At 69.4% G+C, this 19,765-nt stretch carries 19 protein-coding genes; 9 read left to right on the forward strand and 10 right to left on the reverse strand.

Annotation, left to right across the window (positions count from 1 at the left end; genetic code table 11):
* Positions 1-12: 12 nt before the first annotated feature.
* The 10 genes from KHC28_RS12685 to KHC28_RS12730 form a co-directional block, all read right to left on the reverse strand.
* The gene (locus tag KHC28_RS12685; protein ID WP_214008710.1) at positions 13-726 is read right to left on the reverse strand and encodes an ABC transporter ATP-binding protein; all 714 of its coding nucleotides are present in this window, start codon (positions 724-726) and stop codon (positions 13-15) included.
* On the reverse strand, positions 719-1,474 hold the full coding sequence (locus KHC28_RS12690) for an ABC transporter ATP-binding protein (protein WP_214008711.1): 756 nt from the start codon (positions 1,472-1,474) through the stop codon (positions 719-721). The genes KHC28_RS12685 and KHC28_RS12690 overlap by 8 nt, the downstream gene beginning before the upstream one ends.
* Positions 1,471-2,547 carry a branched-chain amino acid ABC transporter permease gene (locus tag KHC28_RS12695; protein ID WP_214008712.1) on the reverse strand — a complete coding sequence of 359 codons (1,077 nt, stop codon included), beginning with the start codon at positions 2,545-2,547 and terminating at the stop codon, positions 1,471-1,473. Before KHC28_RS12695 ends, KHC28_RS12690 begins: the two co-directional genes overlap by 4 nt.
* A 2-nt stretch (positions 2,548-2,549) precedes the next feature.
* Positions 2,550-3,404 (reverse strand): branched-chain amino acid ABC transporter permease, encoded by an 855-nt coding sequence (locus KHC28_RS12700; protein WP_214008713.1) that lies wholly within the window; start codon positions 3,402-3,404, stop codon positions 2,550-2,552.
* Between the two features lie 5 nt (positions 3,405-3,409).
* The gene (locus tag KHC28_RS12705) at positions 3,410-4,099 is read right to left on the reverse strand and encodes a 4-carboxy-4-hydroxy-2-oxoadipate aldolase/oxaloacetate decarboxylase (RefSeq protein WP_214008714.1); all 690 of its coding nucleotides are present in this window, start codon (positions 4,097-4,099) and stop codon (positions 3,410-3,412) included.
* A complete protein-coding gene (locus KHC28_RS12710; RefSeq protein ID WP_214008715.1) occupies positions 4,096-4,821 on the reverse strand; it encodes a PIG-L deacetylase family protein in 726 nt (241 codons plus the stop codon). Before KHC28_RS12710 ends, KHC28_RS12705 begins: the two co-directional genes overlap by 4 nt.
* Positions 4,822-4,846: 25 nt before the next feature.
* Positions 4,847-5,959 (reverse strand): 4-oxalomesaconate tautomerase, encoded by a 1,113-nt coding sequence (locus KHC28_RS12715; protein ID WP_214008716.1) that lies wholly within the window; start codon positions 5,957-5,959, stop codon positions 4,847-4,849.
* 2 nt (positions 5,960-5,961) lie between these two features.
* Positions 5,962-6,957, reverse strand: coding sequence for a Bug family tripartite tricarboxylate transporter substrate binding protein (locus KHC28_RS12720; RefSeq protein ID WP_214008717.1), 996 nt, complete (start codon positions 6,955-6,957; stop codon positions 5,962-5,964).
* Positions 6,958-6,980: 23 nt separating this feature from the next.
* Positions 6,981-8,162 carry an ABC transporter substrate-binding protein gene (locus tag KHC28_RS12725; protein ID WP_214008718.1) on the reverse strand — a complete coding sequence of 394 codons (1,182 nt, stop codon included), beginning with the start codon at positions 8,160-8,162 and terminating at the stop codon, positions 6,981-6,983.
* 259 nt (positions 8,163-8,421) lie between these two features.
* Positions 8,422-9,324: a LysR family transcriptional regulator gene (locus KHC28_RS12730; RefSeq protein WP_214008719.1), complete on the reverse strand. Its 903-nt coding sequence runs from the start codon at positions 9,322-9,324 to the stop codon at positions 8,422-8,424.
* A 229-nt stretch (positions 9,325-9,553) separates the two neighbouring features.
* On the opposite strand from KHC28_RS12730, the gene KHC28_RS12735 reads away from it, so the two are divergent.
* The 9 genes from KHC28_RS12735 to KHC28_RS12775 all read left to right on the forward strand — a co-directional run bounded on the left by KHC28_RS12735 (position 9,554) and on the right by KHC28_RS12775 (position 19,715).
* Entirely contained in the window at positions 9,554-10,498 is a 945-nt protein-coding gene (locus tag KHC28_RS12735) for a LysR substrate-binding domain-containing protein (RefSeq protein WP_214008720.1), read from the forward strand.
* Positions 10,499-10,612: 114 nt separating this feature from the next.
* A complete protein-coding gene (locus KHC28_RS12740) occupies positions 10,613-11,239 on the forward strand; it encodes a malonic semialdehyde reductase (RefSeq protein ID WP_214008721.1) in 627 nt (208 codons plus the stop codon).
* Between the two features lie 92 nt (positions 11,240-11,331).
* The gene (locus tag KHC28_RS12745; RefSeq protein ID WP_214008722.1) at positions 11,332-12,240 is read left to right on the forward strand and encodes an NAD(P)-dependent oxidoreductase; all 909 of its coding nucleotides are present in this window, start codon (positions 11,332-11,334) and stop codon (positions 12,238-12,240) included.
* A gap of 102 nt (positions 12,241-12,342) precedes the next feature.
* A complete protein-coding gene (locus KHC28_RS12750) occupies positions 12,343-13,827 on the forward strand; it encodes an aldehyde dehydrogenase family protein (protein WP_214008723.1) in 1,485 nt (494 codons plus the stop codon).
* Between the two features lie 66 nt (positions 13,828-13,893).
* Positions 13,894-14,865 carry a Bug family tripartite tricarboxylate transporter substrate binding protein gene (locus KHC28_RS12755; RefSeq protein ID WP_214008724.1) on the forward strand — a complete coding sequence of 324 codons (972 nt, stop codon included), beginning with the start codon at positions 13,894-13,896 and terminating at the stop codon, positions 14,863-14,865.
* Positions 14,866-14,923: 58 nt separating this feature from the next.
* Positions 14,924-15,424 carry a tripartite tricarboxylate transporter TctB family protein gene (locus tag KHC28_RS12760; protein ID WP_214008725.1) on the forward strand — a complete coding sequence of 167 codons (501 nt, stop codon included), beginning with the start codon at positions 14,924-14,926 and terminating at the stop codon, positions 15,422-15,424.
* 9 nt (positions 15,425-15,433) lie between these two features.
* Entirely contained in the window at positions 15,434-16,933 is a 1,500-nt protein-coding gene (locus KHC28_RS12765) for a tripartite tricarboxylate transporter permease (protein WP_214008726.1), read from the forward strand.
* 17 nt (positions 16,934-16,950) lie between these two features.
* Positions 16,951-18,729, forward strand: a complete 1,779-nt coding sequence (locus tag KHC28_RS12770; protein ID WP_246564727.1) for a thiamine pyrophosphate-binding protein — start codon at positions 16,951-16,953, stop codon at positions 18,727-18,729.
* Positions 18,726-19,715, forward strand: coding sequence for an ABC transporter substrate-binding protein (locus tag KHC28_RS12775; protein WP_214008727.1), 990 nt, complete (start codon positions 18,726-18,728; stop codon positions 19,713-19,715). The genes KHC28_RS12770 and KHC28_RS12775 overlap by 4 nt, the downstream gene beginning before the upstream one ends.
* Positions 19,716-19,765: the final 50 nt, after the last annotated feature.

The raw sequence follows: 19,765 nt of genomic DNA on the forward strand, positions 1-19,765 counted from the left end.
GCCGCCGGTTGTCTACGCCGCCGCACGGGCCACGCCGAGGAAGCCCTGCAGCGTGTCGGCGTCCTCGATCAGCGCGGCGCTCGCCGCCTTGTGCACCACCCGTCCGCGTTCGAGGATCAGCGCGTCGTCGGTGATCTTCAGGATCTTGCGGGCGTGCTGCTCGACGATGATGGCGGCGAGGCCCTCGGCGCGGAAGATGTCGCGCAGCGCCTTGAGCAGCTCCTCGACGATGATCGGCGCCAGCCCCTCGGTGGGCTCGTCGAGCAGCAGCAGCTTGGGGTTGAGCACCAGAGCGCGGCCGATGGCCAGCATCTGCTGCTCGCCGCCGGACAGCTGGTCACCCATATTGCCGCGCCGCTCGCCGAGCCGTGGGAACATGGTGAACACTCGCGCCGGCGTCCACGGGCCGGGCCGGGCGACGGCGGTGAGGTTCTCCAGCACGGTGAGCGAGCGGAAGATGTTGCGCTCCTGCGGCACCCAGCCGATGCCGGCGCGCGCCCGCTTTTCCGGGCCAAAGCCGGTGATGTCGACGCCGCCGAGCCGGATCGTGCCGGCGGTGCGGCGGGTGACGCCGATCAGGCTGTTCACCAACGTGGTCTTGCCGACGCCGTTGCGGCCGAGCAAGGCGAGGCTGCGCCCCTCGCCGAGCGAGAAGCCGATGTCGTGCAGCACCATGGCCTGGCCGTAGCCGGCGCACAGCCGCTCGACATGGAGGATCTCACGCATCCTCGCCCTCCCCGAGATAGGCCGCGCGCACCGCCGGATCGGCGGCGATGGCGGCGGGCTCGCCATCGGCGATCACCGTGCCGTTCACCAGCACGGTGATGCGGGTGGCGAAGCGGAAGACGAGGTCCATGTCGTGCTCGATCAGCAGCACACTGACATCCTCCGGCAGGTCGGCGACGATGTTGAGCAGGTCCTGCCGCTCGGCCTCCGGCACGCCGGCGGCCGGCTCGTCGAGCAGCAGCACCCGCGGGCGGGCGGCGAAGGCGGCGGCGATCTCCAGCTGGCGCTGCTTGCCATAGGACAGGGTGGCGATGGTGGTGTCGATGGCGTCGTCGAGGCGGAAGCGGGCGGCGATCGCCGCCGCCTCGTCGACGAGGTCGCCGCGCGCGTCGAGCCGGCTCCAGAAGCGGAGCCCGCGCCCCTCGCGCTCGCCGAGCACCAGGAGCAGCATCTCCAGCGGCGTCATGGTACGGAACAGCTGGTTGATCTGGAAGGTGCGGCTCATGCCGAGCCGCACCCGCGCCTCCGGCCGGCTGCCGGTGATGTCGCGCCCTTCGAGGCGGATCTGCCCCTCCGTGGGCTTCACCACCCCGGTCAGCTGGTTGACGAAGGTGGTCTTGCCGGCGCCGTTCGGGCCGATCAGCGCATGGCGGGCGCCGCGTTCGAGGCGGAACGACACGTTGTTGGTGGCGAGCAGCCCGCCGAAGCGCTTGACGAGGCCGATGGTCTCGAGAACCGGAGCGTTCATGCGCGGCGCCCTCCGAACAGCGCGGCGACCCGCTGGCGCAGTGCCGCGCCCGTCTTGTGTACCGCCTCGCGGCCGCCGGAGACGAAGACCACCAGCAACAGCCCGACCCAGAACTGCCAATATTGCGGCGTGGCGGCGGAGACGACGTCCTGGAACAGCTCGAACAGCACAGCGCCGATCAGCCCGCCATAGAGCCAGCCGGTGCCGCCGATGATCAGCACCAGCATCAGGTCGGCCGAGCGGTGGAACTCCAGCACGTCGAGCGAGACGAATTGCGTGGTCTGGGCGAGCAGCCCCCCGGCGGCGCCGGCATAGGCGGCGGCGAGCGTGTAGACGAGCACCAGCCGGCCGTTGACCCCCACCCCCGAGGCGGAGGCGCGCAGCCGGTTGTCGCGCAGGGCGCGCAGCGACAGGCCGAAGGGCGAGCCCATCATCCGCCGCGCCGCCAGAAACAGCACGAACAGCACGGCGAGCGAATAGAGATAGGCGGTGCGTCCCTTGAGGTCGAAGTCGAACAGGCCGAGCACCGGGTCGATAGTGATGCCCTGCAGGCCGTCGGCGCCGCCAGTGAGCGAGCGCCAGCTATTGGCGGCCTCGAACATCAAGAGCGCCACGCCGAGCGTCACCATCAGCCGGGTGAGGTCGGTGCCGCGCAGCACCAGGAAGCTCGACAGGAAGCCGAGCACCGAGGCGGCGAGCATCGCCACCACGAGGCCGGCGAGCGGATCGGCGCTGACATTGAGCGCGAACAGGCCGGCGGCATAGGCGCCGACGCCGAGGAAGGCGGCATGGCCGAGCGAGACGATACCGGCATAGCCGAGGATGAGATCGAGCGATAGCGCGAACAGGCCGAGAATGGCGATCTCGTTCATCAGCAGCATGGAGCGCGGCAGCGCCAGCGGCGCCAGCAGCGCCGCGCCCCAGAACAGGAACTCGGCCGGCTTCCAGGCCCGGCGGCGGCGCAGCAGCGCGCGGGCCGGGCTGGCGGTGCCGGGAGCGTTGACGATTGTGGCGGCGTTTGCCGCCGTGCCGGCGACCGGGGCGGCGGGGAGGGGAGTGGTTGGGCTGGCCATGTTCATCGCGCCGCCGCGAACAGGCCCTGCGGCCGGACCAGCAGCACCAGGATCATCACCGCATAGATGATGAAGGCGCCGGCCTGCGGAAGGTAATATTTGCCGGCCACGTCGGCGACGCCGATCAGCAGTGCGGCGAGGAAGGGACCGATCAGCCCGGCGCGGCCGCCGACCGTGACCACGATGAGGAAGTAGATCATGAATTTCAGCGGGAAGGTCGGGTCGAGGCCGAGCATCTCGGCGCCGAGCGCGCCGCCGAGGCCGGCAAGGCCGGAGCCGATGGCGAAGGTGAGGGTGAACAGCGTGCCGACCTCGATGCCGAGCCCGCGCGCCACGCGCTGGTCGTCGACCGCCGCGCGCAGCTGGCTGCCGAAGCGGGTGCGCGCCAGCACGAATTGCAGCAGCGCCGCGATGACGATGCACACCACGATGACGAAGCTGCGGTAGCGGCCGATGCCGACGCCGGCGACGTCGAACCGGCCCTGCAGCCAGGACGGTACATGCACCAGTTGCTGCTGCGAGCCCATGAAATAGTCCACCGCCGCCACCGACATGAACACCAGACCGATGGAGAACAGCACCTGGTCGAGATGCGACTTGTCGTAGAGCGGCCGGTAGAGCGTACGCTCCAGCACGGCGCCGATCAGCGCCGGCACCAGGAAGGCGACCGGCAGCGTCGCCAGGAAGCCCATGCCGTAGCGCTGCATCAGCACCACGGTGACGTATCCTCCCGCCATGGCGAAGGACCCGTGAGCGAGGTTCACGAAGTTCATCAGTCCCAGCGTGACGGCGAGGCCGGACGCGAGGATGAAGAGCAGCATCCCGTAGGCCACGCCGTCGAAGAGGATGGTCAGCATCGCGCTCAGCCTTCCGGATCGTCGATATAGACGAGGCCGGCCTTGGCGAGCGGCTCGCGCATCGCATACATGTCGAGGCCGAGCACGCCGGAGGCGAGGCGCTGGCGCTTCTCCTCCTCATTGGCCTCGCGCTGGCGGGCGGCTGCGGCGACCGCCGCCGCTTCGAGGCGCGGCACCACGACCACGCCGTCATCGTCGGCCACCACCACGTCGCCGGGATTGACCAGCACGCCGCCGCACACCACCGGCACGTTGACGCTGCCGGGCGTCGCCTTCACCGTACCCTTGGCGGAGATCGCCTTGGCCCAGACCGGGAAGCCCATCTCCTTCAGCACCTTGACGTCGCGCACCCCGGCATCGGTGACGAGGCCGACGCCGCCGCGCGCCTTCAGCGAGGTGGCGAGCAGGTCGCCGAACATGCCGTCGGTATTGTCGGCGGTGCAGCCGACCACAACGATGTCGCCCGGCTTCACCTGCTCGATGGCGACGTGCAGCATCCAGTTGTCGCCCGGCTGGGCGAGCACGGTCACCGCCGTGCCGGCGATCTGCGCACCGGGATAGATCGGCCGCATATAGGGCTTCATCAGCCCGAGCCGGCCGAACGCCTCATGTGTGGTGGAGACGCCGAGCTCGCCGAGCGTGGCGATGTCGGCGGCGTCGGCCCGCTTGTTGGTACGAACGACGACGGGCTTCATGCCAGCACCTCCACGGCTTCGGGGAACAGTCGCTGATAGGCCTCGCCATAGGTCATGGAGCGGCCGGAATTGCGCCCGCCCTGCATGCCGCGGTTGAGCGCGACGCGGGTGTAATATTCCCAGAGATGCTGCTGGGCGGCGAGCACCTCGAAGGCGCGGCGCTTCACCTCCCACACCTCGTCGATGTTGAGGATCAGCGTCGGCTTGTAGTTGCACTGCTCCGGCTGGTGCGGCTCGAACAGGAACACCGGCGGGGCCGAATAGGGGCGGTTCGGGTCCGGCTTGTGGCCGGCGGCCTGGGCGATGATGCGCGCCTCCTGGGCGAAGCGGGTCGCCTCGGGATGGTCGACGTTGTAGGGGTCCTGCAGCGAGTGGGTGAGCACGAAGCTCGGCGTGAGTTCGTGGAAGATGTCGACGGCGCGCTCCAGCATCGCCTCCGTGGTGCGCAGCGGGTAGTCGCCGGCGTCCATGAACTCGATCTCGGCACCGAGGATGGCGGCGGCGCGCTCGGCCTCGTCGCGGCGCTGCGCCTTGACGTCCTCCATCTTCACCCCGGCCTTCTTCCAGGCGAACTGGCTCTCGCCGCGCTCGCCATAGGAGAGGCACAGGATCTTCACCCTGTAGCCGCGCTTGACGTGCAGCGCGACCGCGCCACCCGTCCGCCACACGAAGTCGCCGGGATGCGCGGTGACGACCAGACCTGTCTTCTGCAGGCTCGACATGCGAACTTGGTCCTTTCGGTTTTGATCATTCGGCGGCGCGGAGCGCCTCGGTCGATGCCGAGGCGGCGTGGGCCGGGACATAGGCGTAGCCGTCCATCAGGATGCGGGCGGTGCGCAGAAGGCCGCCGCGCTCGATCACCGGGCGGTCCGGCGTGCCGCCGACCGTCAGGTGCACGGTGAATTCGCCGGTGGGATGCTCCACCGACACCGATTTCTCGCGCCCCGGCGGCAGCTGCGCGACCGAGGCCGCCGGCGAGCCGGGCAGGGCGGCGGCGGTGGCGACGGTGAGCGCGGCGAACACGCCGATCGAGGCGTGGCACTCATGCGGGATGAAGCTGCGCGTCGCGATGGCGCCGCCGGCCTGCGGCGGGGCCACCAGCGCGATCTTCGGCACCACCTTGCCGGCGACGTCACCGAGATTCATCAGCGGCCCGGCGGCCAGCCGGATGCGCTCGATGCGCGCCTTCAGCTCGGTGTCCTTGTCGAGCGCCTCGCGGCTCTCATAGCCGGTGCGCCCGACATCGGCGGCGCGCAGCACGATCACCGGCATGCCGTTGTCGATCAGCGTCACCTCAACGCCGTCGACCACGTCGACCGCATTGCCGGTCGGCAGCAGCGTGCCGCAGACCGAGCCTTCGGTGTCGCGGAAGCCGATATTGATCGGCGCCGAGGTGCCCGGCACGCCGTCAATGCGCGCCGTACCCTCGCTGCGCGCCTCGCCATCGGCGATCTCGACATTGAGGTCGGCGATGGTGCCGGTGTTGAGCGTGCGCACCCGCACCACCGTCACCGGCTCCTGGGCGGCGATCAGCCCGCGGGCGATGGCGAACGGGCCGACGCCGGCGAGGATGTTGCCGCAATTGGGCGTGGTGTCGACGTTCGCCGTGTCGACGCCGACCTGCGCGAACAGGAAGTCGATGTCGCAGTCCGGATCGGCGGAGGGCGAGACGATCGCCACCTTGCTGGTGAGCGGATGCGCGCCGCCCAGCCCGTCGATCTGCCGCTTGTCCGGCGAGCCCATCACCGCCAGCAGCAGGGCGTCGCGGGCCTCGCGTTTCTGCGGCAGCTCGGAGGCGAGGAAATAGGCGCCCTTCGACGTTCCGCCCCTCACGAGCATGCACCTCACGCGGCTCTGCATGGTCAGCCTCCGGCTTTGATCTGGGCCTGGGTGATCACCTCGCGCCAGACCGGCAGCTCCGAGGCGATCAGTTCGCCGAAGGCCTCCGGCGAACGGGGAGTGGCGACGGCGCCGTCTCTTTCCAGCACGGCGGCGAATTCGGGCGTGGCGAGCTCGGCGTTGATCGCCCGGTTCAGCCGGTCGACGATGTCGCGCGGCGTGCCCTTCGGCGCGACGATGCCGTACCACTGCACCGCCTCGAAGCCGGGCAACCCGCTCTCGGCGATGGTCGGCAGCTGCGGCGCGAAGGAGGCGCGTTCGGCGCTGGCGACGCCGAGCGCCCTGAGCTGGCCCTTGGCTGCGAAAGGCAGCACCGCCGGCCCGCCGGTGAGGGTGAACTGCACGACGCCGCTGACGAGGTCGATCACCGAGGGCGCCGTACCCTTGTAGGGAATGTGCACCGCCTGGAACCCGGCCTTGTAGGCGAGATAGGCGCCGGCGATGTGGGCGGCGCTGCCCTGGCCGCCGGAGCTGTAGTTGAGTTTGCCGGGATTGGCCTTGGCGTAGGCGACGAATTCCTGGAAGTCCTTGGCCGGCACCTCCGGGTTGACCACCAGGATGTTCGGCACCGAGGCGACCAGCGCCACCGGCTCGAAGTCGCGGATCGGGTCGTAGGGCAGGTCGGGATACAGCGCCGGATTGAAGGCCAGCGTGCCGATATGGCCCATCATCAGCGTGTGGCCGTCCGGCGCCGCCTTCGCCACCTGCGCCGCGGCGATGGTACCGCCGGCGCCGGGCTTGTTGTCGACGATGAAGCCCGGGCCGCCGAGGACCGGGGCGATCTTGGCGGCGATCAGCCGGGCCAGCACGTCGGTGCTGCCGCCGGGCGTGAACGGCACCACGATCTTCACCACCTGCGAGGGCCAGTTCTGCGAAGCGGCCGTCTGCGCGCGCAGGATGCCGGGTGCGCAGGCGCTGGCGAGACCGAGGCCGACGATGAGCGAGCGTCGATTGAGCATGGTTTCCTCCCCTGTGTCCGTGCTCAGAGCCCGGCCTTGGACGGGTCCTTGACGTTGGGGATGGTGGCGAACTCGACATTGTAGAGCTCGCCATCCACGCGCTCGACGCGGCGGATATAGATGTTCTGGATCGGCTCGCGGGTGGCCGGGTCGATGGTGATCGGGCCGCGCGGGCTCTCCCAGGACAGGCCCTTCATGGCGTCGACCAGTTGCTGGCCGTTGGTCGAACCGCCGGTCTTCTTCAAGGCCTCGTAGACGAGGCGCATGCCGTCATAGGCGTGCACGGCGATGTGGTTCGGCCGGTGGCCATAGGCCTTGCGGAACGCTTCGACGAAGGCGGCGTTCTCCGGGCTCCTGTGAGCCGCCGAATAATGATGCGCGGTGATCATGCCGAGGACGGAATCGTCCATCTGGGTGATGATGTCGTCCTCGGTGACGCTGCCTTCGCCGAGCACCTTGATGCCGGACTTGTCGAGGCCGCGCTCGACGAACTGCTTCATCAGCGCCGCGCCGAGGCCGGTCGGCACGAACACGAACAGCGCTTCCGGCTTGGCGTCGACCGCGCGCTGCAGGAAGGGAGCGAAGTCGCGCGTGCTCAGCGGCACGCGGATCGCCTCCAGCACCTCGCCGCCCTCCGCCTTGAAGCGGTTGTTGAAGCCGGCTTCGGAATCGAGGCCGGGCGCGTAGTCGGCCACGATGCTGACCACCTTGCGGATGCCGTTCTTGTAGGCCCAGTCGGCCAGCGGAACCGTGGTCTGCGCCTGGGTGAAGGCCGGGCGGACGATGAAGGGCGAGCGCTCGGTCACCACCGAGGTTGCCGCCATCATCACGATCTCCGGCACCTTGGCCTGGGTCGCCAGCGGCGCGACGGCGAGCGCCAGCGGCGTCAGGCCGAAGCCGGTGAGGATGGTGACGCCGTCATTGGCGACCATTTCCTGCGCGATGCGCTTGGTGACGTCGGCGACGCCGGTGTCGTCGCGCACGATCAGCTCGATCTTCTTGCCGGCGACGGTATCGCCCGCCTGCTTCATGTAGAGCTTCGCACCCTCCTCCAGCATGCGGCCGGTGGAGGTGAACGGGCCGGTCATCGGGGCGATCAGCCCGATCTTCACGACATTGTCGTCCGCTAGCGCTGCATGGGCGAAGGGGGAGACGGCGAACGCCAATCCGGCGCTCGCCAGAAGGGCGCGGCGATTGATGGCCATGATGCGTTTCCTCGGGCGTTGGTTTTTGGTTGTTTTGGCGTGCTGTTTTGTTGGCGTCTGGTCGGTCGACCGTGGCGGTGCGTCGACCGCCGGGCTGGTTCCGTCCGGCCGGGATGCGTCGCCCGTGGCGACGTCCACCCGGGCAGCGCGGACAGCTCCCGATTTTCTTGCCGCCAAGGTGCGGGGAAATTATTGCTGAATCAAATGAGAGTTTTGCAGCGATTGATGCAAGTTGTGCATCTCGCGGTCGACGAGGCTCTCACTCGGCGATGCTTTCATGCAGTGCCGCGATCACCAGATCGAGCAGGTCGCGCGCTGCCGGGCTGAGCGGCAGGCCCTTGCGGGTCACGATGCCGAGCGTGCGGGTCACGGCGGGAGCGCGCAGCGGGATCGCCACGATGTCGTCGCGCGGGACGATGTCGAGCGCCAGCTTCGGCACCACGGCGCAGCCGATGCCGGAGCGCACCAGGCTGACGGCGGTGATCACCCGCTGCACCTCGTAGCGCCAGAGCAGCGTCTCGCTGCGCGCGCCCAGCGCGTCGTCGATCAGGATGCGGTTGCCGGTCTCCGAGCTGATGCGCACCAGCGGCACGTTGTCGAGCTCGGCCCAGCTGATCGAGGACGCGCCAGCCATCGGCTGGCTGCGGTGGCAGACCAGCACGAACGGCTCCTTGACCACCGGCGTCAATTCGAGGTCCCAGCGATTGGCCGACATGATGGTCACGCCGAATTCGGCCTCGCCCGACTGCACCTTGTCGGCGATCTCCAGCACCGAATTGTCGTGCACCGTCACCTGGATAGTGCCGTAGCGGGCTATGAAGGCGGCGATCACTTCAGGCATGCAGCGCATCGCCACGGTGGGGAGGCAGCCCATCACCACCCGCTCCTCCGCCTCGCGGGCGGTGCTGCGCAGGTCCTCCAGCGTGCTGCCGAGCTCCTCGAACACTTTTCGCGCACGCGGCAGCAAGGCGGTGCCGGCCGGGGTCAGCGTCACCTGCCGCGTGGTGCGCACCAGCAATTGCAGCGACAGCGATTCCTCCAGCTTGCGGATGCGGTGGCTGAGCGCGGTCTGCGACAGGTTGAGATGCGAGGCGGCGGCGCGGAAGCTGCCCCGCTCGGCGATGCTGACGAAGGCCTGAAGTCCCAGCACGTCGATTCGCATGGTGGCCTCCGAAGTTCGGGCGGATCGTTCCCGGGCGAGCCCGTGCCCGCGACTGGCTTAGCCGAACCCGGCGGCGCCGAACAGCGGGCGGAGGATCAGGACGCCGGCTACTAGGGCGCCGGTTATCGGGGCGCTGGACAAGCCGGGCGCCGCCGGGCATCCCTGTCGCGGGTGCCGGCCGCCAGCGGCGGGGGAACGGCGGAGGCCACGTCATGCGCCAGAACTCGTCATGCGCCAGAAGCTGAGCACCCGCCTGAAGCTGCGGCAGGTGGAGATCGTCATCGCGGTCGCCGAGCAAGGCAGCTTCCTCGCCGCCTCGCACCAATTGGAGCTGAGCCAGCCGGCGGTGTCCAAGGCGGTGCAGGAGGTCGAGACGATACTGGGCCAGCCGATCTTCGACCGGGTGCCGCGCGGCGTGCTGATCAACCCGTTCGGCCGGGCGGTGGTCGAGCGCGGCCGGGCCATGCTGTCGCTGGTCGACGGGCTCGGCGACGACATCGTGCTGATCGAGCAGGGGCTCGCCGGCACGCTGGTGATCGGTGCCCTGCCGACGGCGGCGTCGAGCGTGCTGCCCGCTGCGCTCGGGCGGCTCAGGGCGACCAATCCCGGTCTCAACATCCGCATCGTGCAGGGGCGCACGGTGGAGTTGATGCCGCAGCTGGAAAGCGGCAAGCTCGACCTGATCGTCGGGCGCCTCTACGAGGCGGAGACCTCGCAGGAGGTGCAGCGCGAGACGCTCTATCACGAGCCGATCTCGATGATCGTGCGCGCCGACCACCCGGTGCTGCGCGACGGCCGGATCGATGTGGAGACTTTCGCCCGCTACGGGCTGGTGCTGCCCTCGCTGGAACAGCGGCTGGGCCAGGAGGTGGATTCGGTGCTGGCCTATTCCAACCTGCTGCCGGGCACACCGCCGCTGCGCTCGACCTCGATCTCGTTCATCCGCGAACTCATCCTTTCCAGCGACTTCGTCACCGTGCTGCCCCGCCTGATGCTGGCCGGCGACCTGACCCGCGGCGCGGTGCGCCTGGTGCCGGTGGCGCTGGTGTCGGTGAGCCGGCCGGCCGGCATCGTCTCGCTGCGCCATCGCCGGCGGCCGGCCAGCGTGCTGGCGCTGCTGGCGGCGCTGCGCGGGCATCTGCGCGAGCTGCAAAAGACCGGCCTGCTCGACTGAGACCGACGCCGTACCCCACGTATAACTTTTAGCTATAGATATTTTGCCGTTTGGCCGGACGACGACGCTTCGAAACTTGTGTCTATTTCCATCCAATAAAAGATGGAAACGACCATGGACGCCAAGACGAATAGGACGGCCGGCGCGACGCGCGAGCACGTCGCCGACACTAGTCTCGACCTGATTTTCCGCGACGCGCGGACCTATTATGGCTGGCTGCCGAAGCCGGTGGAGGAGGCGGATCTGCGCGCGCTCTACGAGCTCGCCAAGCTGCCGCCGACCAGCAGTAACATCTGCCCGCAACGCATCGTCTTCGTGAAGTCCGCCGAGGCGAAGGAGCGGCTCAAGCCCTGCCTGAAGCCCGGCAATGTCGACAAGACCATGGCGGCGTCGGTGACGGCGGTGCTCGGCGTCGACACCGCCTTCTACGAGCATCTGGAGACGCTGGCGCCGCATGCGGTCGGCCGGCGCGAGGTCTACATCGCCGATCCCGATCTCGCCTGGCGTGCCGCCTTCCGCAACGCGACGCTGCAGGGCGCCTACCTGATCCTGGCGGCGCGGGCGCTCGGCCTCGATTGCGGCCCGATGTCCGGCTTCCTGCACGACGCGGTGGACGAGACCTTCTTCCCCGGCGGGCGGGTCAAGTCGAACTTCCTCGTCAATATCGGCTACGGCGACCCGGCCAGCCTGCGCCCGCGCGGCGCCCGCTTCGGCTTCGACGACGTCTGCCAGATTCTCTGAACGCGGCGTCGCAGGTTTCGACACGCCGAGTCCGTCTATCAGCCCCGCCCGCGCCTCGCGCGGCCCGGCTCCGGCGCGCAATGGAGGTGACCATGTCCCAGCCCGATCCCGCTCCCGAGAAGGGCGCCGTGCCGAGGCTCTGCTTCATCGGCTTCGGCGAGGCCGGGCAGGCGCTCGCGGGCGGCCTGATGGAGGCCGGAATTCGCGAGGTGTCGGCGTTCGACATCGCCGGCCACGAGGCGCGGGTCCGCGCGCCGGCCGAACGGCTGGGCGTGCGCCTCGCCGCCGATCCCGCCACTGCGCTGGAGGGGGCGGACTACGTGTTCGCGGCCGTCACTGCCGCCTCCAGCCTCGATGCTGCCCGGGACGCGGCGCCGCTGCTGGCGCCTGGCCAGCTCTTCGTCGATGTGAACTCGGTGTCGCCGGGCCGCAAGCGCGCGGCGGCGGCCGCCATCGGCCGGACCGGCGGTTATCTCGATCTTGCGATCATGGCGCCGGTGCATCCGCGCCGGCACCAGACCCCGTGCCTCGCCGCCGGTCCGGCGGCAGTGGCCTTCGTCGAGACCTTCCGCGCCTTCGGCATGAACCTGTCGGTCGCCGGCGCGGAGATCGGCGCGGCGACGCAGATGAAGATGGTGCGCAGTGTGATGGTGAAGGGGCTGGAGGCGCTCAGCTACGAGTGCTTCGCCGCCGCGCGGGCGGCGGGGATCGAGGCGGAGATCCTCGACTCCCTGCAGCGCAGCTATCCCGGCATCGCCTGGCGCGACGCCGCTGCCTACAACGTCAGCCGCATGCTGGACCATGGCGTGCGGCGCGCCGCCGAAATGCGCGAGGTCGCGCTCACCCTGCGCGAGCTCGGCGTCGAGCCGGCGGTGACCGAGGGCACGGTGGCGCAGCAGGAGCGGCTCGGCCGCCTGGCGCTCACCAGCTATCCGCCGGGGCTGGAGGAGATGCTGGATCTCGTCCGCCGGGAATTGCAGGACGCGAACGTGCCAGCCTGATCGGCCGGACAAGACCGAGGTTTCCGGCGCGCCGGTCCGGCGCGGCAATGAGAGAAACCGGGACATTCAAGCGGGAACGCCGCAAGGCGCGAGGAACGACCCATGTATATTGACGGCATCAAGGCTCTGGATGTTCTGCCGAAGAACCGCGAGCTCTATTATGACGGCGCCTGGCGGGCGCCGGCGCGGCAGGGCCGCATCGAGCTGACCAATCCGGCCAAGGGCTCCTCGCTCGGCTTCGTGGCGCAGGCCGACGCCGCCGACGTCGACGCGGCGGTGACGACGGCGAAGGCGGCCTATCGCGAATGGCGCCGGGTGCGCCCGGCCGAGCGGGCCAAGATCCTCCGGCAGATCGCCCGCATCGTGCGCGAGAACGCCGACGAACTGGCGCTGATCGATGCCATCGACGGCGGCAACCCGGTGCACGAGATGGCCGGCGACGTCGCCAACGCCGCCGCGCAGCTCGAGTTCTTCGCCGGGCTCGTCACCGAGATGAAGGGCCAGTCGGTGCCGCTCGGGCCGGATTCGGTGAATTTCTCGGTGCGGGAGCCGCGCGGCGTCATCGGCCGCATCATCCCCTTCAACCATCCCTTCATGTTCTGCGCCGCCAAATCGGCCGCGCCGCTCGCCGCCGGCAATGTCGTGGTGGTGAAGCCGCCGGATCAGGCGCCGCTGAGCTCGCTGCGCTTCGCCGAGCTCGTCGACGGGCTGCTGCCGCCGGGCGTGTTCAGCGTGCTGCCGGGCGGGCGCGAGACCGGCGCGGCGCTCGCCTCGCACCCGGACGTGGCGATGATCTCGCTGATCGGCAGCGTGCAGGCCGGGCGCGCGGTGATGAAGGCCGGCGCCGATACCATCAAGCCGGTGCTGCTGGAGCTCGGCGGCAAGAACGCGCTGATCGCGCGCGCCGACGCCGACCCGGACGAGGTGGCGGCGGCGGTGGTGGCCGGCATGAACTTCACCTGGTGCGGCCAGTCCTGCGGCTCGACCAGCCGGGTGTTCCTGCACGAGGCGATCCACGACGCGGTGGTCGAGCGCATCGCGCGCAGGATCGGCCATTTCAAGCCCGGCGACCCGGCCGATCCGGCGACGACGATGGGCGCCATCATCAGCCGCGCCCAGTTCGACAAGGTGATGGGCTTCATCGCCGACACCAAGGCGGAGGGCGCCAGCCTGCTGTGCGGCGGCGGCGTGCCGGACGATCCGGCGCTGGCCGGCGGCAATTTCGTCCTGCCGACCATCTTCACCGAGGTGACGCCGCAGATGCGCCTCGCCCGCGAGGAGGTGTTCGGCCCGGTGCTGGCGGTGTTCCGCTGGTCCGACGAGGCGCGGATGCTGGAAACCGTCAACGGCGTCGAATACGGGCTGACCTGCTCGATCTGGACCGACGACGTGCGCGACGCGCACCGGCTCGCCGGCGAGGTGGAGGCCGGCTTCGTGTGGATCAACGAGGTCTCCCGGCATTTCCTCGGCACGCCGTTCGGTGGCTACAAGCAGTCCGGCCTCGGCCGCGAGGAGTGCCTGGAGGAGCTGATCGCCTACACCCAGGAAAAGCACATCCACGTCAATCTGAAGCGACCGGCTCGCTGAGCCGGCGGTCTCCCGACGAAACCCCCGCAGAGGGGTTCGCAAGCAAGACCCTACATGGAGAGGAAAATGAACGCCTTTCGTCGTCCGGTCGCGGCCGCCCTGTCGGCGGTCGCCATCGTGCTCAGCTGCACGGGTGTCGTCCGCGCGCAGGCCAGCTCCTATCCGCAGGACCGCGTCACCATGACCGTCGCCTTCGCGGCGGGCGGCTTCGTGGACTCCTTCGCGCGCATCATCGCGCAGGAGCTCACCACCAAATGGGGCAAGGCGGTCACGGTCGAGAACAAGGCCGGCGCCGGCGGCAACACCGCCGCCTCGATCATCGCCAACTCCAAGCCCGACGGGCTGAACCTGCTCGTCACCTCGACGGCGATCGCCATCAACGAGACGCTGTACAAGCAGCGCGACTATTCGCTCGAGCAGCTGGTGCCGATCTCGATCTCGGTCTCCTCGCCGGAGACCATCGCCACCCATCCCTCGAATCCGGGCGACCTGAAGGACTACCTCGCCTGGGCCAAGGATCGCGAGATCACCTTCGCCACCGCCGGCGTCGGCAGCGGCTCGCACATCGCCGCCGAATACTTCCTGCGCAAGCTGGCCAAGACGCCGGCGACCCATGTGCCGTTCCGCGGCGGCGCGCTGTCGGTGCAGGCGGCGCTCGGCAACCAGGTCGACATGGTCGCCTCCTCCTTCGGCGTCATCCCACAGGTGACGGAAGGCAAGCTTAAGGGTCTCGCCGTCGCCAGCGAGACGCGGGTTTCCGCCATGCCGGACGTCCCGACCTATACCGAGAAGGGCTTCCCCTTCGTGGCGGAGTCCTGGGTCGCCGTGCTGGCGCCGGCCAAGACGCCGGCCGACATCGTCGCGAAGATCAACACCGACATCAGCGAGATCCTGGCGCGCAAGGACGTGCAGGAGAAGCTTATCGGCATGGGCTACCAGCTCCACAAGCGCGATGTCGCGGAGGTCTCGGTCTATCTGAAGGACGAGGTCAACAAATGGGGCGAGATGGTGCGGACCATCGGCGTGAGCGTCGAGTGAGCGCGGCCCTGCCGGCCGCCTATCTCCGAACCGCGACAGGTCGATCGAGGAGGATCGCATGTCCTTGCTGAACAAGGGCGGGGAGGGGCTCCGCCCCGCCATCCGCTCGCCGCAGAACTTCGTCGCTGGCGCGTTCCTCGTCCTTGCGGCCGCCTTCGTGGTGTTCATGCTGAGCGGGCTGCCGCAGGGCACGCTGCGCGCCATGGGCCCCGCCATGGTGCCGCGCTGGACGGCGATCGGCATCGGGCTCGGCGGCGCCGTGCTGGTGGTGCTGAGCTTCCTCAAGGAGGGCGAGGCGCTGGAGCGCTGGCAACTGCGCGGCCCGTTCTTCGTGCTGGCCTCGCTGATCCTGTTCGCCGTGACGATCCGCTCGGTCGGCTTCCTGGTGGCGGCGCCGCTGGCGATGTTCACCGCCGGCTTCGGCTCGCGCGAGGTGCGGCCGATCGAACTCGCCATCTTCACGGTGGCGATGACGGTGTTCTGCGCCGTGGTGTTCCGCGTCGTGCTCAACCAGCCGCTGCCGATGCTGATCCTTCCAGCCCTTTCGATCCAGTTCTGAGCTTTCGATATGGATTTCCTCCAGAATCTCGCTCACGGCGTGGTCGTCGCGGTGTCGCCGATCAATGTGCTGCTGTGCTTCGCCGGCTGCATGCTCGGCACGCTGATCGGCGTGCTGCCCGGCATCGGCCCGATCGCCACCATCGCCATCCTGCTGCCGATGACCTTCGGCCTCGACCCGACGGCGGCGCTGATCATGCTCGCCGGCATCTATTACGGCGCGCAATATGGCGGCTCCACCGCCTCGATCCTGCTCAACATCCCCGGTGAATCCAGCGCGGTCGTCACCGCGCTCGACGGCCACGAGATGGCGCGGCAGGGACGGGCGGGCGCGGCGCTGGGCATCTCGGCGATCGGCTCCTTCATCGCCGGCTCCATCGCCACGGTGGTGATCGCCGCGCTGGCCTCGCCGCTCGCCAGCCTGGCGCTGGTGTTCGGCCCGGCGGAATATTTCGCGCTGATGCTCACCGGCCTCGCCTTCGCCGTGCTGCTCGCCCGCGGCTCGGTGTTCAAGGCGATCATCATGATCCTGATCGGCGTGCTCCTGTCGACGGTGGGGCCGGACCTGACCACCGGCCAGCTGCGCCTCACCTTCGGCGCGGTGTGGCTCGCCGACGGCATCGAGATCGCGCTGCTCGGCATGGGCCTGTTCGGCATCGCCGAAGTGTTCCGCAGCCTCGAGCACGGCGAGGCGCGGCAGGTGAAGAAGACGCAGATCGGCACCCTGCTGCCCAGCCGGGAGGAGCTGCGCGCCTCGGTCAAGCCGATCCTGCGCGGCACGCTGCTCGGCAGCATCCTCGGCATCCTGCCCGGCAACGGCGCGGTGCTGGCGCCCTACGCCTCCTACACGCTGGAGAAGAAGCTCGCCCGCCAGCCCGGCCGTTTCGGACGCGGCGCCATCGAGGGCGTGGCGGGACCGGAGAGCGCCAACAATGCCGGCGCGCAGACCTCCTTCATCCCGCTGCTCACCCTCGGCATTCCGCCCAATGCGGTGATGGCGCTGATGGTCGGCGCGATGACCATCCACGGCATCGTGCCCGGCCCGCAGATCATGACCAAGATGCCGGACCTGTTCTGGGGCCTGATCGCCTCGATGTGGATGGGCAATCTGATGCTGCTGGTCATCAACCTGCCGATGGTCGGGCTGTGGGTGAAGCTGCTCAACGTGCCCTACCGGCTGATGTTCGTCGGCATCGTCATCTTCTGCTGCATCGGCGTGTACTCGATCAATTCCGAGCCCGCCGACATCCTGATCATGGCCGCCCTCGCGGTGTTCGGCTACGCGCTCTCCAAGTTCAACTTCGAGCCGGCGCCGCTCACGCTGGGCTTCGTGCTCGGCCGGATGATGGAGGAGAACCTGCGACAGGCGCTGATGATCTCGCGCGGCAGCTTCCTCACCTTCGTCGAGCGGCCGGTTGCCGCCTTCTTCATCCTGCTCGCCATCGTCATGCTCGTCGTCGGCATCCTGCCGTCCATCCGGCGCGGGCGCGACGAGGTCTTCGTCGACTGACAGACCGGAACGGATCCATGAACACCGCCATGAAAACCACCGAGACGCTGACGGCGCAGAAGGAACTCTGGGGCAGCGACGTGGTCGCCCAGACCGTGCGCGCGCTCGGCTACCGCTACATCGCGCTGGTGCCCGGCGCGAGCTTCCGCGGCCTGCATGACAGCCTGGTCAACCATCTCGGCAACCACGACCCCGAGATGATCGTCTGCCTGCACGAGGGCCATGCGGTCGCCATCGCCGACGGCTTCTCGCGCGTCGCCAACGAGCCGATGGCGGTGGCGCTGCATTCCAATGTCGGGCTGATGCACGCCACCATGTCGATCTTCAACGCCTGGTGCGACCGCCGGCCGATGCTGATCATCGGCGCCACCGGCCCGGTCGACGCCCATAAACGCCGGCCATGGATCGACTGGATCCACACCGCGCGCGACCAAGGCGCGCTGGTGCGCCACTACACCAAGTGGGACGACCAGCCGGCCTCGGCCGAGGCGGCGGTGGAATCGGTGCTGCGCGCCGACCAGATCGCCCGCACCGCGCCCACCGGCCCGGTCTATGTCTGCCTCGACGCCGAGATGCAGGAGAGCCGGCTCGATCGCGAGGTGAAGGTGCCGGATGTGCGCCGCTACGCCCCGCCGCGCCCGCCGGCGGCGGCCGGCGAGGATATGGAGCGCCTCGTCGGCCTGCTGCGCGCCGCCAGGGCGCCGGTGCTGCTGTTCGGGCGCGGCTCGCGCGCGGCTGATGACTGGGACCGGCGCGTCGAGCTCGCCGAGCGCCTCGGCGCGCTGGTGCTGACCACGCTGCACAATGCCTCGGTGTTTCCCACCGAGCACCGCCTGCACGCCCTCGCGCCGGTGGGCGAGCGCCCGACCGACGCCGAGGCGGAGGTGCTGGCCGCCGCCGACCTGATCGTCAGCTTCGACTGGCACGATCTCGCCGGCTTCCTCGCCGCCCGCTCCGGCGCCTCGCAGACGCAGGAACCGGTGAAGGCGTCCATCGTCCACTGCTCGCTCGACAGCTATGCCCATAATGGCTGGAGCATGGACCATCAGGCGCTGCCGGCCGCCGATCTGCGGGTGCTCGCCGATCCCGACCGCTTCGTCGCGCAGCTGCTGGAATGGCTGCGCCTCGAGGACGACTGGCACCCGGCCGCGCCGCTGGTGGCGGCCGAGCGCCACTGGACGCTCGCCGCGCCGGATGGGCCGGACGAGGCGGCGCCGTTCAATTCCGAGCAGCTCGCCTACACGCTCGCTGCCTTCGGCCGCGAGCGACCGGTCACCTTCGCCCGGCTGGCCTTCGGCTGGCCGCGGCAGGCCTCGCGCTTCCGCACGCCGCTCGATTTTCTCGGCAAGGACGGCGGCGGTGCGGTCGGCACCGGGCCGGGCCACACCATCGGCGCCGCCATCGCCCTGCGCGGCAGTGGCCGGATGACCGTCGGCGTCATCGGCGACGGCGACTATTTGATGGGCGTCAACGCGCTGTGGACCGCGTCGCGCGGCGAGGTGCCGATGATGCTGGTGGTCTCCAACAACCGCTCCTACTTCAATGACGAGGTGCATCAGGAGCGGATGGCGCGCGAGCGCGGACGGCCGGTGGAGAACAAGTGGATCGGCCAGCGGCTCGACGACCCGCCGCCGGACATCATCGCGCTGGCGCGGGCGCAGGGCTTTGCCGGCGGCGTCCCGGTCTCCAGCGTCGCCGAGCTCGTCGCCGAGCTGGAAAAGGGTGCGGCGGTGGTGGAAGCCGGCGGTCGCTATGTCATCGATGCGCTGATCGTGCCGGGTTATTCGAGCAAATGAGCGAGTTCCAGATTGCGCCGGCCGAGGCGCTGACCGTCGGCTGCGGCGCCTATGACCGCACCTGGCCACTGATCGCCGGGGTGATCCGCCCGGCGGGCTTCCGGCTGGACTGGGCGATCCTGCCGCCGGAGGAGGTGTTCCTGCGCGGCATGCTGGGCGGCGAGTTCGACATCACCGAGATGTCGCTCAGCACCTATGCACTGCTGCGCGCGCGGGGGGCCTGCCGCTATGTCGGCCTGCCGGTCTTCGTGTCGCGCAAGTTCCGTCACAGCGCCATCTATGTCCGCACCGATGCCGGCATCGCCCGGCCGGAGGATCTCGCCGGCCGGCGCATCGGCGTGCCGGAATATCAGCTGACCGCCAATGTCTGGGTGCGTGGCCTGCTCTCCGACGAATACGGGGTGAGCGCCGACAAAGTGCATTGGGTGATCGGCGGTATCGACGCGCCGGGGCGCGAGGAGAAGGTGCCGATCGAGCTGCCCGCCCGCTTCGCCGTCACCCGGCTCGGCGCCGGCGAGACGTTGTGGCAGCTGCTGCTGGAAGGGGAGATCGACGCCATCATCGCCCCGCGCGCGCCGCAGGCCTTCGCGCAGGGCCACCCGGCGATCCGCCGCCTGTTCACCGACGTGCCGGGCGCGGAGAAGGAGTATTACCGCCGCACCGGGCTGTTCCCGCTGATGCATGTGATCGGCATCCGCGCGGATGTGGCGGAACGCCATGCCGGCCTGCCCGCCGCGCTCGCCGAGGCGTTCGGGGAGGCCAAGGCGTTCGCCGCCGGCGAGCTGCACCAATATGCCTACGATGCCGCCATGCTTCCCTGGCAGGAGGCATCGCTGCGCGAGACCGAGGCGGCGATGGGCAGGGACTACTGGCCCTACGGTCTGGAGGCGAACCGGCGTGCCATCGATACCTTCGCCCGCTACCAGTTCGAGCAGGGCATCGTCGAACGGGTGCAGTCGGCCGCCGAGATTTTCCCGTGGGGTTGACTTGCCGTTGGCCTAGCTTGTCGCTGGGCTAGTTTGCCGTTGAGCTAGCT

This window comes from Ancylobacter sonchi, from assembly GCF_018390695.1.
Taxonomy (GTDB): Bacteria; Pseudomonadota; Alphaproteobacteria; order Rhizobiales; family Xanthobacteraceae; genus Ancylobacter; species Ancylobacter sonchi.

Bases quoted from the DNA above. Each gene is read 5' to 3' on its own strand.
- KHC28_RS12775 (WP_214008727.1), top strand. From the start codon at position 18,726: ATGAGCGAGTTCCAGATTGCGCCGGCCGAGGCGCTGACCGTCGGCTGC.
- KHC28_RS12725 (WP_214008718.1), bottom strand. From the start codon at position 8,162: ATGGCCATCAATCGCCGCGCCCTTCTGGCGAGCGCCGGATTGGCGTTC.
- KHC28_RS12710 (WP_214008715.1), bottom strand. From the start codon at position 4,821: ATGTCGAGCCTGCAGAAGACAGGTCTGGTCGTCACCGCGCATCCCGGC.
- KHC28_RS12685 (WP_214008710.1), bottom strand. From the start codon at position 726: ATGCGTGAGATCCTCCATGTCGAGCGGCTGTGCGCCGGCTACGGCCAG.
- KHC28_RS12700 (WP_214008713.1), bottom strand. From the start codon at position 3,404: ATGCTGACCATCCTCTTCGACGGCGTGGCCTACGGGATGCTGCTCTTC.
- KHC28_RS12730 (WP_214008719.1), bottom strand. From the start codon at position 9,324: ATGCGAATCGACGTGCTGGGACTTCAGGCCTTCGTCAGCATCGCCGAG.
- KHC28_RS12690 (WP_214008711.1), bottom strand. From the start codon at position 1,474: ATGAACGCTCCGGTTCTCGAGACCATCGGCCTCGTCAAGCGCTTCGGC.
- KHC28_RS12720 (WP_214008717.1), bottom strand. From the start codon at position 6,957: ATGCTCAATCGACGCTCGCTCATCGTCGGCCTCGGTCTCGCCAGCGCC.
- KHC28_RS12750 (WP_214008723.1), top strand. From the start codon at position 12,343: ATGTATATTGACGGCATCAAGGCTCTGGATGTTCTGCCGAAGAACCGC.
- KHC28_RS12755 (WP_214008724.1), top strand. From the start codon at position 13,894: ATGAACGCCTTTCGTCGTCCGGTCGCGGCCGCCCTGTCGGCGGTCGCC.
- KHC28_RS12745 (WP_214008722.1), top strand. From the start codon at position 11,332: ATGTCCCAGCCCGATCCCGCTCCCGAGAAGGGCGCCGTGCCGAGGCTC.
- KHC28_RS12695 (WP_214008712.1), bottom strand. From the start codon at position 2,547: ATGGCCAGCCCAACCACTCCCCTCCCCGCCGCCCCGGTCGCCGGCACG.
- KHC28_RS12740 (WP_214008721.1), top strand. From the start codon at position 10,613: ATGGACGCCAAGACGAATAGGACGGCCGGCGCGACGCGCGAGCACGTC.
- KHC28_RS12705 (WP_214008714.1), bottom strand. From the start codon at position 4,099: ATGAAGCCCGTCGTCGTTCGTACCAACAAGCGGGCCGACGCCGCCGAC.
- KHC28_RS12770 (WP_246564727.1), top strand. From the start codon at position 16,951: ATGAACACCGCCATGAAAACCACCGAGACGCTGACGGCGCAGAAGGAA.
- KHC28_RS12765 (WP_214008726.1), top strand. From the start codon at position 15,434: ATGGATTTCCTCCAGAATCTCGCTCACGGCGTGGTCGTCGCGGTGTCG.
- KHC28_RS12735 (WP_214008720.1), top strand. From the start codon at position 9,554: ATGCGCCAGAAGCTGAGCACCCGCCTGAAGCTGCGGCAGGTGGAGATC.
- KHC28_RS12715 (WP_214008716.1), bottom strand. From the start codon at position 5,959: ATGCAGAGCCGCGTGAGGTGCATGCTCGTGAGGGGCGGAACGTCGAAG.
- KHC28_RS12760 (WP_214008725.1), top strand. From the start codon at position 14,924: ATGTCCTTGCTGAACAAGGGCGGGGAGGGGCTCCGCCCCGCCATCCGC.